This is a genomic window from Streptomyces sp. NBC_01077, from assembly GCF_045162855.1.
In the GTDB taxonomy this organism is placed as follows: Bacteria; Actinomycetota; Actinomycetes; order Streptomycetales; family Streptomycetaceae; genus Streptomyces.
On the sequence record NZ_CP108669.1, the window covers coordinates 727167 to 740610 of the forward strand.

The 13444-nt window shown below is 69.7% G+C and carries 11 protein-coding genes and 1 pseudogene; 5 read left to right on the forward strand and 7 right to left on the reverse strand.

Annotation, left to right across the window (positions count from 1 at the left end; all coding sequences use genetic code 11):
• Positions 1–337: 337 nt before the first annotated feature.
• Positions 338–667, reverse strand: coding sequence for a hypothetical protein (locus OG462_RS03330; protein WP_406066923.1), 330 nt, complete (start codon positions 665–667; stop codon positions 338–340).
• On the opposite strand from OG462_RS03330, the pseudogene OG462_RS03335 reads away from it, so the two are divergent.
• Positions 611–827, forward strand: a pseudogene (locus tag OG462_RS03335) (hypothetical protein); the annotation flags it as partial. The gene OG462_RS03330 and the pseudogene OG462_RS03335 sit on opposite strands and share 57 nt — an antisense overlap.
• 156 nt (positions 828–983) lie before the next feature.
• Here OG462_RS03335 and OG462_RS03340 read toward each other — a convergent pair.
• Positions 984–1805 carry a MerR family transcriptional regulator gene (locus OG462_RS03340; RefSeq protein ID WP_406054260.1) on the reverse strand — a complete coding sequence of 274 codons (822 nt, stop codon included), beginning with the start codon at positions 1803–1805 and terminating at the stop codon, positions 984–986.
• Positions 1806–2052: 247 nt separating this feature from the next.
• Here OG462_RS03340 and OG462_RS03345 point away from each other — a divergent pair, with 247 nt between their 5' ends.
• Positions 2053–3279, forward strand: coding sequence for a serine hydrolase domain-containing protein (locus OG462_RS03345; RefSeq protein WP_406054262.1), 1227 nt, complete (start codon positions 2053–2055; stop codon positions 3277–3279).
• 65 nt (positions 3280–3344) lie between these two features.
• On the opposite strand, the gene OG462_RS03350 is transcribed toward OG462_RS03345, so the two are convergent.
• The gene (locus tag OG462_RS03350) at positions 3345–3473 is read right to left on the reverse strand and encodes a hypothetical protein (RefSeq protein ID WP_406054264.1); all 129 of its coding nucleotides are present in this window, start codon (positions 3471–3473) and stop codon (positions 3345–3347) included.
• A gap of 574 nt (positions 3474–4047) precedes the next feature.
• Here OG462_RS03350 and OG462_RS03355 point away from each other — a divergent pair.
• Positions 4048–4602 (forward strand): hypothetical protein, encoded by a 555-nt coding sequence (locus OG462_RS03355; protein WP_406054266.1) that lies wholly within the window; start codon positions 4048–4050, stop codon positions 4600–4602.
• A 480-nt stretch (positions 4603–5082) separates the two neighbouring features.
• On the opposite strand, the gene OG462_RS03360 is transcribed toward OG462_RS03355, so the two are convergent.
• The 4 genes from OG462_RS03360 to OG462_RS03375 form a co-directional block, all read right to left on the reverse strand.
• Entirely contained in the window at positions 5083–6156 is a 1074-nt protein-coding gene (locus tag OG462_RS03360) for a LacI family DNA-binding transcriptional regulator (RefSeq protein ID WP_406054268.1), read from the reverse strand.
• Between the two features lie 109 nt (positions 6157–6265).
• A complete protein-coding gene (locus OG462_RS03365; protein WP_406054270.1) occupies positions 6266–7099 on the reverse strand; it encodes an ATP-binding cassette domain-containing protein in 834 nt (277 codons plus the stop codon).
• Complete coding sequence (locus OG462_RS03370) at positions 7096–8091, reverse strand: ABC transporter permease (RefSeq protein WP_406054272.1); 996 nt, start codon at positions 8089–8091, stop codon at positions 7096–7098. Before OG462_RS03370 ends, OG462_RS03365 begins: the two co-directional genes overlap by 4 nt.
• Before the next feature lie 229 nt (positions 8092–8320).
• Positions 8321–9334, reverse strand: a complete 1014-nt coding sequence (locus tag OG462_RS03375; protein WP_406054274.1) for a sugar ABC transporter substrate-binding protein — start codon at positions 9332–9334, stop codon at positions 8321–8323.
• Between the two features lie 300 nt (positions 9335–9634).
• Between OG462_RS03375 and OG462_RS03380 the strand changes: the two genes are divergently transcribed.
• Together OG462_RS03380 and OG462_RS03385 are read left to right on the forward strand one after the other, a co-directional pair.
• The gene (locus OG462_RS03380; protein ID WP_406054276.1) at positions 9635–10606 is read left to right on the forward strand and encodes a carbohydrate kinase; all 972 of its coding nucleotides are present in this window, start codon (positions 9635–9637) and stop codon (positions 10604–10606) included.
• Between the two features lie 213 nt (positions 10607–10819).
• Positions 10820–13375 (forward strand): GH32 C-terminal domain-containing protein, encoded by a 2556-nt coding sequence (locus OG462_RS03385; protein ID WP_406054278.1) that lies wholly within the window; start codon positions 10820–10822, stop codon positions 13373–13375.
• Positions 13376–13444: the final 69 nt, after the last annotated feature.

Here is a 13444-nt window from a genome sequence, read left to right on the forward strand (position 1 = left end):
AGTCGAGGAAGCGCCGGCCGCTGATCTGCGCCCGCTACAGACAGGGCATCAACGGGACGCCCAGGAAGGGCACCACACGGTTCGAGCGGGGCAAGCCGGTCCACCTGACAGGAGCCTGCGCCAAGGAGAAGCCGAAACGGCCGTCGAAGCCCGACCCCGCCTCCACCCTGCCACCCGCCCGCGGCAGCACCGGCCACTCGCCCTACAAGAACCCGAACATCCGGGCCGCGAAGGAAGCCGGCTGGATCAAGGTCACCTGCCCCCGCTGCGGCGCAGGCCACGGCACCCGGTGCACCGTCCGTACGCCGAAAGGCCCGGTCGTCGGCTCGAAGGTCCCTCACCAGGAACGCCCCCAGGTCGTCCGCCGCGCCATCGCTGCGGCCGCCCTGCAGGAGAAGCGCGAGAAGCAGCAGGACTCCTGAGCGGCATGTCGGGCGGCGGTGACCTTAGTCGTGCAACCGATCACGGTAGCCAGCAGATGAGGCACGAGGAGCACCAGCCACCACGTCGTGTTCCCCAGGATGAACACGGCCACGATCAAGACGACGGCCACCGCCACCTCCACACGCCAGGACCACCGCACGAACCGTTCGCTGCGCTCACGCTTCTGCTGCTGGACCAGCACACTGCCCTCGGCGGTGAGCCGGCCACCGGCTGGGATCTGCATGAGTGGCGGCACTCCGGTCTGACCCATTGGTGAGGGCGGGGCAAGTCTGCTCATGCTGATGGCGAAGTCCCGGCACAAGCAGGCGGAGAACATACGGAAGTACTTCCACCCTTCCCCGGAGGCGATCGCCGAAGTCACCAGCCTGCTCGCGCCGGGCTGAGGCGGAGGACCGGTACGGGGAATGCCATACGACGGCATCTGTGACGGCCGTGCAGGTCAATGGTTGTACGCGTGGCCGTCCGCCGGGCAGCTCCCGGTCGGACGCGGCGAGATGAGGCAGGCGTCTTGCCGCAGCGCCGGGTCTGCTGGGTGACTTTCACTGACGCGGAACGGCGATGCCGGCCGCGCGCAGGTTCGCCTCGACCAGCGTGTTCAACCGGGCGATGGACGGTGACTGGTCTTCCCGGTGGTGGTTGACCATTGCATACCGGGAGGCGGCATCGGACTGGTTGTGAAACCCGGTCGGCATCGCCAGCAGCGCCCGTTGGGTCAGCAGTTTGTCGGCCAGCGTGGACGCCAGCTCCTCGATCCGCGGGTCGTCCGGATCCCAGGCCCTCGCATCCCAACCGCGCTTGGTCAGCTCGACGGACTCGGGATCGTCAAGCGAATGTTCAAGCCGGGTCAGGAAGCTGTCGAAGATCTCCGGGACCAGTGCCCGGGCCAGCACCAGGGCCTCCCGTTGACCGGCCACGTAGTCGGGAGCGAAGCCGAGTTCGGCGAGCCGCTCCAAGACCGCGCAGGCCCGGTCGGGCAGCAGGGCGCGGTCACCATGGTCGAGACGGTGCAGCCTGTCGCGGCGCGCGATCAGGTCTTCGATCCGTTCGGTGAGCTGGTGGTGGACGTCGTCCAGGGTGGCGGCGAACGTCGTGGGATCGGCGTCGAGCAGGTCACCGATCTCGGCCAGCGGCACGCCTGCCGCGGCCAGGGTCCGGACCTGGACCAGCCGGTACAGCTCGTCCGATCGGTAACGGCGGTAGCCGGAGCCGTCGCGTTCCGGCTCGGCAACCAGGCCGAGCCGGTGATAGTGCCGCACGGTTTTGATCGTGACACCGACGAACGCCGCCGCCTGACCGATCGTGAGCCCGTCTGTCATGGCTCGGCGCACCTCCAGCTCGTGGGCGGCTGCGGTCTCGCGCACCGCGTCGGTGACGGTCGGGAAGTCCGGATGATCACCGGGGTGAGGATAGCGCGCACCAGTTCCAGCCCACCCCCTGCTGCCAAGAGGGACCGGGACGCCTGCGATCGGTGCCGGTCACCCCTTGATCGGTACAGGGAGTTGACCTTGACCTTGGGTCAAGGCTGCAGGCTCTGTACATGGCCGCTCGAAGGGCCAGGCAGCCACCAGGGCCGCCGTGAGAACCAACTCTGTGAACAGGAGATTCATCATGGGAACAAGCAACAGCGGCTTCTCCGACGCAGGGCTGCGCCGGCTGCGCGAGGTGCTGGCACAGCACGTCAAGTCCAAGAAGATTCCCGGCCTTGTCGCCCTCGTCAGCCGCGGCGGCCGGACGCACGTCGAAGCGATCGGGACGATGCGTCATGACGGTGGCGCGCCAATGCGCCGGGACACGATCTTCCGGATGGCGTCCACGTCCAAGCCGGTCACGATGGCGGCGGCGATGATCCTGCTCGACGAGTGTCGGCTGCGGCTGGACGACCCCGTGGACCAGTGGCTGCCCGAACTCGCCGACCGGCAGGTGCTGAAGCGGCCCGACGGACCCCTGGACGACACCGTGCCGGCACACCGGCCGATCACCGTACGGGACCTGCTGACCTCCACGTTCGGGCTCGGGGTGGACTTCGAGTCGATGGCTTCCCCGATCAGGGCCGCGACCTTCGAGCGTCTCGACTACAGCGTGGCATCCGGGCCGGCCCCGGAGCCGGACGAGTGGATGCGCCGCCTCGGCGAACTGCCGCTGCAGTACCAGCCCGGAGTGCGGTGGCAGTACGACCTCAGCAACGAGGTGGTCGGTGTGCTCGTCTCCAGGGTCACGGGACAGTCGTTGGAGACGTTCCTGCGGACACGCATCCTCGATCCGCTGGGGATGAAGGACACCGCCTTCCACGTGCCCGCCGACAAGATCGACCGACTGCCGCCCCTGTACGGGCCCGACCCGCAGACCGGCGAGTTCCTCGTGTGGGACGAGGCGGCAGGGGGACGGTCCAGCGTGCCTCCCGCGTTCCAGGGCGCCGGCGGCGGGCTGGTCTCCACCGCAGACGACTACCACGCCTACTTCCAGATGCTGCTGAACCACGGGATGCACGGGAGTGAACGGATCCTGTCCCCGGCCGCCGTCGAGCTGATGACCACCAACCGTCTCTCGGCCGAGCAACTAGCCGCCCGGGAGGCCATGTTCAGCAACGTCGCCCACCTGTCGTCCGGCCAGGGGTCGAACGGCGGCTGGGGCTTCGGGATGGCGGTGCGCACCTATCGCGGCGACTACGCGCCCATCGGCCAGTTCGGCTGGTTCGGCGGTACCGGCACCACCGCCTACGCAGACAGGACCAACCAGCTCACCGGAGTCCTGCTCACCCAGGTCGGACTGTCCACCCCGGATTCGCCGCGTGCCATGAACGACTTCTGGACCACGCTCTACCAGGCCATCGACTGACAACGGGCTCGACCGATACTTTGCGGCTGGGGTCAAAGACGAGAGCCCGGGACCGGCGCCGGGCGTCATTCCTCGTCGGTGGCGTCCGGCTCACGCAACGGACGCAGGTCCCCGGGCAGGTCGGGGAGCTGGAAGGAGTCACGGGACTCCAGCGTTCGGCGCCAGCCCGATGTCATCACCCACCACTCAGACACACGTCAGCTCGGTCGGACCTGTTGGGGCTGTGCGGAGAGCGACCAGGTGAGGCCGCATGCGGCGTTGTCGTCCCGGCCGTCGCCGCGCTGCATGTAGCCGAGCATCGAGCGGGAGTGGCGGGCCCAGCCGCCCTGGTCGGCGATGGCGATGCCGTCGCGGCCCGCGCGACGGGCGATGGAGGCCAGGGGCTGCGCAGGGAGTGGCCGGTCCAGGCGATCGGAACTCCAGCCCGGGTCGAGATGCGCTTGACTGCGCGGGTGACGGAGCCAGGGACCATGCCGCCGGTGATGTGGCCCCAGCGGTCGATGCCGACGAACGCCGGCGTCGACAGGGCGGCCCACTGCTGCCCTTGCTCGGCGACCAGGCGGGTGCGGTAGGCGCCGTACGCGGGGACCGGGCAGATCTCAGGGTCGTCGGCGTACGGGAACTTCGCGGTGCGCACGGAGTGCTTGGTCTTGCCGGTGAGCACGTCGACGAGCAGGCCGCGCGGGTGCAGCGTGACGTCGCCAGTGAGAAGTCCGTGGTCGGCCGCGGACCCGGCGGACAGAGTGGCGGAACGGTGGGCTGAGCGGCATGGTGTCGACGCCGCCCGCCGTCTTGCCGAGGCCGAGGACCTGGCCGACGCGGTCGCCGCCGAGATCACCCCCCGACAACACCACCGACACCTACAGCAAGTCCTGGCGGGTGTGGGCGAGGTTCTGCGCCGCCGCCGGCCTGCCCGAGGCGGAGGGCAGCCGGGGTGGGCTGGTGGCGTTCGTGGCGTGGATGCTGCGCGAGGGCCAGCAGAACGGGAAGGGCTACGCCCCGTCGTCGGCCTCCACCCACCTCGCGGCCGCCGTTGTCGGGCTGCGCGAGTGGGGAGTCATGGTGTCCGGCGACGATCAGGCCGAGGCCCGCGCTGCGCTGGAGGGCCTGGCGGTCCAGCTCCTCCAGGCCGGGGAGCGGCGCGGCCGCGGGCAGGCGGTCGGCGGCGACATCGACGGCTTGTACGCCATCGCCCGCGCCTGCCCTGACACCCTCACCGGCGACCGGGACAAGGCTCTGGTTCTCACCGCCTTCCACTACGCCTCCCGCTCCCAGGACCCGGCGACGGGTACGCGGAGTGGGAATGACTACGGAGGTTGTTGAGTTCCCGGCCTCGGTCCGAGCCGGAGGCGCAACGAGCTGGCTCCTGGAGTCCTGGAGTAGCTGACATATGGAGGGGCCCCCGGCCTCCACCGGGGCCCCTCTGCGTCCGGCACAGCCGCGTGATGGCCTTGTCGGTGGACACGCTGTTGAGCGTGGCTTCCTCCAGGGCCTTCCGGTTGGCCAGGCAACCTGCCAGCTGTCTACGCCTGGGTCTCGGTAGGTGCCAGGATTTCTGCAGCAAGGAGGGCCTCCGAGGCAGCTATGCGCACATCTACCTCCGGATCGATCTCTACGCGTTCACGAAGCGCTGCCCTGGCTTGGGGGACCTCTGGACACCCGAAAGCAAGGATCCATACCCCACCGGCTCTGACGTCGGGGTGCTCATCTTGGAGAGCACACCTCCCTACCTCGTACACCTCGCCTTCGGGGACGGCGGCAGCCCACTCCTGAAATGCCCTTAGGCGCAGTGCCGGTTCAGGCTCACTTCGGACCCGACCTTGAAGGAACGCAGGAGTTCGTGGCCGGTGCCGGCTCGGCGGGGTGCGGAAGTTGTTCGCTGGAGCCGCGGACCACCAGACGGGTGGGGACCATGATGGTCCGGGCGCGGGTGCGGTCACCCTCCAGGCGGGCGAGGGCGGTCCTGGCCGCCGCTTCGCCGATGGCCGCCGGGTCCTGCGCCACGACGGTCAGGGCCGGTTCGAGGACGTCGGCGAGCGGAAGGTCGTCGAAGGTGACCAGCGCGATGTCCTTGCGCCCCGCACGGGTGAGCTGGGCGATGACCCCGAGAGCCATGATGTTGTTCGCCGCGAACAGGGCAGTGGGGGGATGCGGCAGGTCGAGGAGGGCGGTGGTCTCGGCGGCAGCCGCGTCCTGGCTGTGCGCGCCGGTCACCAGGGTCCCGTCGTAGGGCAGGCCGGCCTCGGCGAGCGCCGAGCGGTAGCCGGCGAGACGCTCGCGCCGGGTGTAGAGCTGGGCGGGAAGGTCTCCGATGAAGCCGATCCGGCGGTGGCCGCGGGCGATGAGGTGGGAGACGCCCTCGTGGACGCCGGCCCGGTTGGAGCTGACGACGCAGTCGGCGGACAGTCCGGCTCCCGGCCGGTCGAGGAACACCACCGGCAGACCCGCCGCGCGCGGTGCCCTGAGGTGGCTGTGGTCGGCTCCGAACGCGGGGACGACCATCAGCACGCTGACGCGCCGGGCCAGGAAGGTCTGGATCAACGCCCGTTCCCGGTCCGGGTCTTCGTCCGACGAGCCCATGAGCAGGGTGAGCCCCCGGCTGCGCACGAGGTCCTCTATGCCGCCGGCGACGGTTCCGAAGAAGGGGTTGCCGAGGTCGGGCACGACCAGGCCGACAGTGGTGTCGGGGCCACCGACCCGGATGTTGCGGGCCATCAGGTTCGGCTGGAAGCCGAGCTTTTCGACCGCGGCGAGCACGCGCTCGCGGGTTTGGGGGGAACTCGGCCCGTCCTCGTTGAGCACCCGGGACACTGTCTTGGCACTGACGCCCACTTCCCTGGCGACATCGGCCAGTGTGGGGCGGCGATTCGCAGCCATGTACCACCGTTCCTGTGCGTTCGTCGGGCCCGGCCCCTGCCCGGGCCGGGCCCGCTGTCCTGGCTGTGCGGCGACCCTGTGGTCTGCGCGGCGTTGCCCCTGCGGCGACTCAGTGGGCGGACACGCCTGCCGCCTCGGCGGCATCCGCGTCGGCAACGACGGTACCTCCATCATCGTTCACCCTGAGCGCCCCCGTCATGATGGCGACGACCTCCGCCATGGAATGGTCGGACGGCTTGATCAGCGCCTCGCGACGGCCGAGCCGGTGGATGTGGATGCGGTCGGCGATCTCGAAGACGTGCGGCATGTTGTGGCTGATAAGGACCACGGGCATGCCCTTGTCACGGACGCGGCGGATCAGGTCGAGGACCTGCCCCGACTCCTTGACGCCCAGCGCGGCAGTGGGCTCGTCCATCACGACGACGCTCTTGGCCCAGGCGACGGACCGCGCGACGGCCACGGCCTGTCGCTGGCCGCCGGAGAGGGTCTCCACCGACTGGGTCAGCGACCTCAGTCCGATCTTGAGGTCGGCCATGTGGGCCGCCGCCTCCTGGCGCATGCGCTTCTTGTCGAGCATGCGCAGCGCGCTGCCGAGGAAGCCCGGCCGGCGCAGTTCGCGGCCGAGGAACATGTTGGAGGCGATGTCCATGGAGGCGGCGACGGCCAGGTCCTGGTAGACGGTCTCGATGCCGTGCTGCCGGGCGCTCTGCGGCCCTGTGAACCTGATGGGTTCGCCGTTCAGCCGGATCTCGCCCTCGTCGGGGGTGATCGCGCCGGTGAGGGCCTTGATCAGGCTCGTCTTGCCGGCGCCGTTGTCGCCGATGACGGCGAGGACCTCGCCGGGCAGCAGGTCGAAGTCGGCGCCGTCGATGGCGGTGACGTGGCCGTACCGCTTGACCAGGCCGCGGGCCTGGAGCACGGGTGTGACATCGGCAGTGCTCATCGTGCCTTCCTCCGGGAGATCTGGTCGACGGTCACGGCCAGGATCACCAGGACGCCGGTGATCAGGGTCTGGTAGATGGAGGCGACGCCCATCAGCTGGAGGCCGTTGCGGAAGACACCGACGATGAGGACGCCGATGAAGGTGCCGAGGACGGAGCCGCGCCCGCCGAAGAGGCTGGTGCCGCCGAGGACGACGGCGGTGATGCTGTCCAGGTTGTCGGTCTGCCCGGCCTGCGGGTCGCCCACGCCGGTGCGGGAGATCAGGAGCAGTGCGGCGATTCCGTAGACGACTCCGGCCAGGGTGTAGAGGCCGATCGTCAGCCGGGAGGTGCGGATGCCGTTGAGGCGGGCGGCCTCGGGGCTGTTGCCGAGCGCGTACACGTGCCTGCCCCAGGACGTGCCGCTGAGGGCGTAGGCGAAGAGCAGGAACAGGGCGATCGTCACCAGCGAGCCGTAGGTGATGTCGGTGTTGCCCAGGGGGAAGGTCTCGCCGAGGGCGGTCAGCGGCGCGGGGAGGTCGGTGACCGTCTGCTCGGCCGAGTAGATGTGGGTCAGCGCGAACGCCACGTTCAGCATGCCGAGGGTGACGATGAACGGCGGGAGCGGGATCAGCTGCACCAGCAGGCCGTTGACCAGGCCGAAGGCCGCACTGACGAGCAGGCCGAGAGTGATCGCGGCGAGCGGTGGGAGGCCGCCCTCGGCAGCCGTCTTGGCGATGACGATGCTGCCGAACGCCATGACGGCGCCACAGGAGAGGTCGATGCCGGCGGTCAGGATGATCAAGGTCTGACCGATGGCCAGCGTACCCACGACCATGACCTGCTGGACGATCAGCGAGAAGTTGCCGCCGGAGAGGAACTGCTCGGTCGTCAGGGAGAAGAAGACGCAGGCCAGCAATAGGGCGGCGAGTGGGCCCGTGGTCGGTGTGGCGAGCAGCCGGCGGACCGTGGTCGGTCCTTTCAGCTGGTCGTAAGGCAGGGGTGTGGCAGTCATGGTGGTCCTTGCCGGTGGTCGGTGGTCGGCGGAGCGAGGTTCGTCAGGGAGTACATGCCGGAGGGCTGTTCGCCGCGGGAGGCGGTCGCCGGAGAGTGGCGCGAGGGTGATCCCCCTCGGCGCGCGGGCGGGCCCGACCTCAGGGGCCGGGAGGTCGGGGCCCGATCGTTCGGCCGCGGGAGCGACCGGTCAGGAGAGGACTTCCGCGGCGCGCCCTGATGCCCGGGGCTCAGCCCCAGCACTTCTCCAGGCCGTACGCGGTGTCCTTGGCGTCGACTCCCGGCTCGGCCGCGTCGGTGATGAGGGTGACGCCGGTGTCGGTGTAGCCGGAGGCCTTCTTGCCGCTCTTGGCGAAGTCGGCAACCGCCTTGACGCCCTGGGACGCCATCTGGAGCGGGTACTGCTGCGAGGTCGCCGCGATCTTGCCTTCCTTGACGGCCTTCGTGCCGGTGCAGCCGCCGTCGACGGACACGACCAGCACCTTCTTCTCCAGGCCCTTCGCCTTGAGCGCGGTGTAGGCGCCCAGCGCGGCCGGTTCGTTGATCGTGTAGACGACGTTGATGTCGGGGGACTTCTGGAGGCAGTTCTCCATCGCTGTCTGCCCCTTGGCCTGGTCGCCGCCGGTGTCCTGCATGCACACGACCGACGGGGCGCCCTCCGCGACGCCGAAGCCCTTGAGGAAGCCCTGGTGGCGCTGCACACCCACCGCGACGCCGGGCGCGAGGTCGAGGGTGGCGATCTTCGCCTCCTTGCCGGCCATGGCGGCCTTGGCGTACCGGCCGATGAGCTCGCCCGCCTTGACGTTGTCGGTGGCGAAGAGGGCGTCGGTGGCGTCCTGCGGATCGGTCGGGCTGTCGAGCGCGATGACCAGGACGCCCTTGGCGCGTGCCTTCTCGAGGGTGGGGACGATCGCCTTGGAGTCGTTGGGCGTGATGAGGATGCCCTTCACACCGGAGTTGACCATGTTCTCAATGGCGGTGACCTGGCCCGCGTTGTCGCCGTCGAACTTCCCGGCCGCGCTGACGAGTTCGACGTCGTTGTCCTTCGCTGCCTGCTCGGCGCCCTCCTTCATCTTCACGAAGAACGGGTTCGTGTCGGTCTTGGTGATCAGCCCGACCTTGGTTCCGCCACCGCCGGATCCTCCCTGCGCACCGGAGCCGCAGGCCGTCAGAGTCAGCGCCGAGACGGCGGCGAGAGCGGTGAATCCGAGGGAGGCACGGGCGATGCGGTTTCTGCGAAGCATGACTGATCTCCTGCTGGACGAGGGCGGAACGGCCGCGCGGATCGAGTGCTGCGGCGCATGAGGACTGCTGCTGTCGAACGCACTGGAGGCGGTGTCAGCGTTGACCTATGTCATCGTTGACACCGCTTGCGGAGGATGATGAACTCCATCACCCGGAAACGTCAATGCCTTCACGCCGTCACAACTCGGCAACGCCGCCCGCCCGCACCGCCTCACATCGAGAGCGCCGCTCTCCGTGAGCTTCCTCAAGACCCTTTGCCAACGCAGCCTTTCACGCTGCCCACCTGGAGAGAATGAGCCATGCGCCTGCCTCTGGTCACCGTCCTCGGAGAATGCGTCGCGGACGCCTTCACCGTCCCCGCACCCACGCCGGGCGAACTCGCCCTGCGGGTCCTGCCGGGCGGCGGTCCGGCGAACACGGCTGTGGCGCTCGCCCGGCTCGGCACGCCCGCCCGCTTCCTGGCGCGACTGTCCGACGACGTCTTCGGCCGCCTGTTCCGCGATCACCTGGAAGCTTCGGGTGTCGACCTCACGGCCGCCGTACGCGCGGCCGAGCCCAGCACGCTGGCCGTCGCCGAACTCGACACCCAGGGCCGGGCCTCGTACTCCTTCCACGCCCAGGGCACCGCGGACTGGCAGTGGACGGCGGACGAACTCGCCACGACGGACCTCGCCTCCACGGCCTGCCTGCACTCGGGCTCCCTGGCCCTGGTGCGCGAGCCCGGCGCCACGGTCGTCGAGGAGTTCCTCACCCGCGCCTCCGCCACGGCCACGATCTCCATCGATCCGAACGTCCGCCCGCTGCTCGTGGCGCCGGAGGTCTACCGCGAACGCCTGCCGCGCTGGTGCGCGCTCACGGACATCCTCCGGCTGAGCGAGGACGACCTGGAACTGCTGCTGCCCGAGTACACGATCGAGCGAGCCTGCGACACCTGGCACGCGGCGGGCGTCCCGCTCGTCGTGATCACCCGCGGGGAGCGCGGCGCGGTCGCCTCGCTGAACGGCGAGCGGACCTCCGTACCGGCGCCCCCGACCGCCGTGATCGACACCGTCGGCGCCGGCGACTCCTTCACCGCAGGGCTCCTGCACCACCTCGGCACCAAGGGGCTACTCGGTGGGCGCCTGACGGACCTTCGGGTCGACGACGTCTTCGACGCCTGCGTCTTCGCCTCCCAGGTGGCCGCGCTGACCTGCGGCGTCGCCGGGCCGAACCCGCCATGGGCCGGCCAACTGCGGCTGCCGGCACCCGCGATCGGACGCGCCACCGGCTGAACCGGCGGTCCGAACGAACTCGGCCCAGGCCATTGACGCGCCGCCCGGAGCCCGCTCATCATCACTCCCCAGCGGATGTCATCGCTGTCACATGTCATCGATGACATCCCGCTTCCCGGGTCGCCCCCACCGCCCGGCACTGCGAATCCCCCGACGTCGTACGCCCGCAGCGGACGCGGACACGACGCCGCCGCCCCCAGTGCAGGAGAAACAATGAGCCGAGTCCCCGCACGCCGTCGTGTCCCGCTGCGCCTCGTCGCCGCCGCGGCCGCGACCTGCGCGCTCACCGTCACCGCCGTCGCCCCGCAGGCGGCGGCGGAGGACAGCCGGCCGTACACGGAGACGTACCGCCCGCAGTTCCATTTCAGCCCCGCGAAGAACTGGATGAACGACCCCAACGGACTGGTCTGGTTCCAGGGCGAGTACCACCTCTTCTACCAGTACAACCCGAGCGGAAACACCTGGGGCAACATGTCCTGGGGTCACGCCGTCAGCACGGACCTGGTGCACTGGCGGGAACTCCCCCTCGCCATCCCGCACGACGACGAGGAGATGGTCTTCTCGGGCAGCGCCGTCGTCGACCATGACAACACCACGGGGTTCGGGACCACGGAGAGCCCCGCCATGGTGGCCGTCTACACCAGCCACTACAAGGACGGCGGCAAGCAGGCTCAGTCCCTGGCGTACAGCACCGACCGCGGCCGCACCTGGACCAAGTACGCCGGGAACCCGGTGCTCGACATCGAGTCGAAGGAGTTCCGCGACCCCAAGGTCCAGTGGTACGCACCCACGAAGAGCTGGCTGATGACGGTGTCACTGTCCACCGAGCGCAAGGTCCGGTTCTACTTCTCCAAGGACCTCAAGAGCTGGACGCATCTGAGCGACTTCGGCCCGCAGAACGCGGTGGGCGGCGTCTGGGAGTGCCCGGACCTGTTCCCGCTGCCCGTCGACGGCGACCCCGAGCGCGTCAAGTGGGTGCTCGTCGTCAACATCAACCCCGGTGGCATCGCCGGTGGCTCGGCCGCCCAGTACTTCGTGGGCGACTTCGACGGCAAGCGGTTCAGGCCCGACGACGACGGCTCCTACACGCCTCCGCCCGGAGTGGTGGTGCAGGACTTCGAGGGAGCCGGCTACGGCACCTGGCAGACGACCGGCACCGCCTTCGGGGACGGACCGGTCCCCGCGCCCGCGCCCGGGACGTCGGGCACGAGCGGCTTCGAGGGCAAGGGACTCGTCGACAGCTTCCACAACGGCGACGCCGAGACCGGCATCCTCACCTCACCGCCCTTCACCGTCGACAGCCCGTACCTCAACTTCAAGGTGGCCGGCGGCCGTCACCCGCACGTCCCCAGCTCCGTGATGGGCGACTCCCCCGCCCCCGCGGGAGAGACCCTCGCCGACTTCGAGCAGGACACGTACGACTCCTGGACGGCCACGGGCACCGCCTTCGGCGACGGCCCCGCACCCGGCACCCTGCCCGGGCAGCACGAGGTGTCCGGACACGAGGGCGGCGGCCTCGTGAACACGTTCCTGGGCGGCGACGCGACCACGGGCACCCTCACCTCGCCCGAGTTCACCGTCACCGCGAAGCACCTCAACTTCCTCATCGGCGGCGGCAATCACCCCTCGGGCTCCGACGCGCCCACCGCCGTCCGGCTCGTCGTCGACGGCAGGACGGTGCGCAGCGCCACCGGCACCGACTCGGAGTCGCTCACCTGGGTCTCCTGGGACCTCGGCGACCTCGCCGGCCGGACCGCGCACATCGAGGTCGTTGACGAGAACACCGGTGGCTGGGGCCACATCCTGCTCGACCAGGTCATGCTGTCCGACACCCCGGCGCGCCCCCGCTCGACCGAGACGGCGGTCAATCTCCTCATCGACGGCAAGATCGTCCAGAGCAGGACCGGCGCGGACAGCGGCAGCCTGGACTGGACCTCCTTCGACCTGCGCGCCCACCAGGGCAAGCAGGCCACCCTCCAGATCGTCGACATGAACAAGGCCGGCTGGGGCCATATCCTGGCCGACCACTTCGTCGCCGCCGACCAGCCGGCCGTCTCAAGCGTCCAGCGGGCCGACTGGGTCGACTACGGCAAGGACTACTATGCCGCCGTCTCCTGGGAGGACAGCCCGGACGGCAAGCGGCACATGATCGGCTGGATGAACAACTGGCAGTACGGCAACAACATCCCGACCTCCCCCTGGCGCAGCGCGCAGAGCATTCCGCGCGAGATGGCCCTGCGCACCGTGAGCGGCCGCCTCCGGCTCACGCAGCAACCCGTATCCACCGTGGAGTCGCTTCACGGCCTCTCGGTCAGCGTGCGCGACATCAGGATCGCGGACGGCTCCGTGCCGCTGGCAGCGGGCCAGGCAGACGGCAAGGCGCTCGACATCCGGGCCACGTTCACCCTCGGTGACGCCGAGCGTTTCGGGTTCAAGGTCCGCACGGGCGAAGGCCAGGAGACCGTCATCGGCTACGACGAGGAGACCGGGGAGCTGTACGTCGACCGAACGCGTTCGGGTGCGGTCGACTTCCACGGCGACTTCCCCGGCGTCCAGCGCGCACCGCTGACTCCCCGGAACGGCAAGATCGAGCTCCGCATCCTGGTCGACTGGTCCTCGGTCGAGGTGTTCGGCGGCGAAGGCGAGGCCGTGATCACGGACCAGATCTTCCCCAGCCCGGACAGCGACGGCGTCCGGATCTTCGCCGAGGGCGGCTCCGTACGCCTGGACAGGGCCAAGGTCAAGCAGGTGCGGTCGCACCGCGACTGACCGCCTGTGCAGGTCCGTTGACGGCGCGGAGGCGGGGTACCGGCCCCCGGAAGCCCGCCTCCGCGCCCT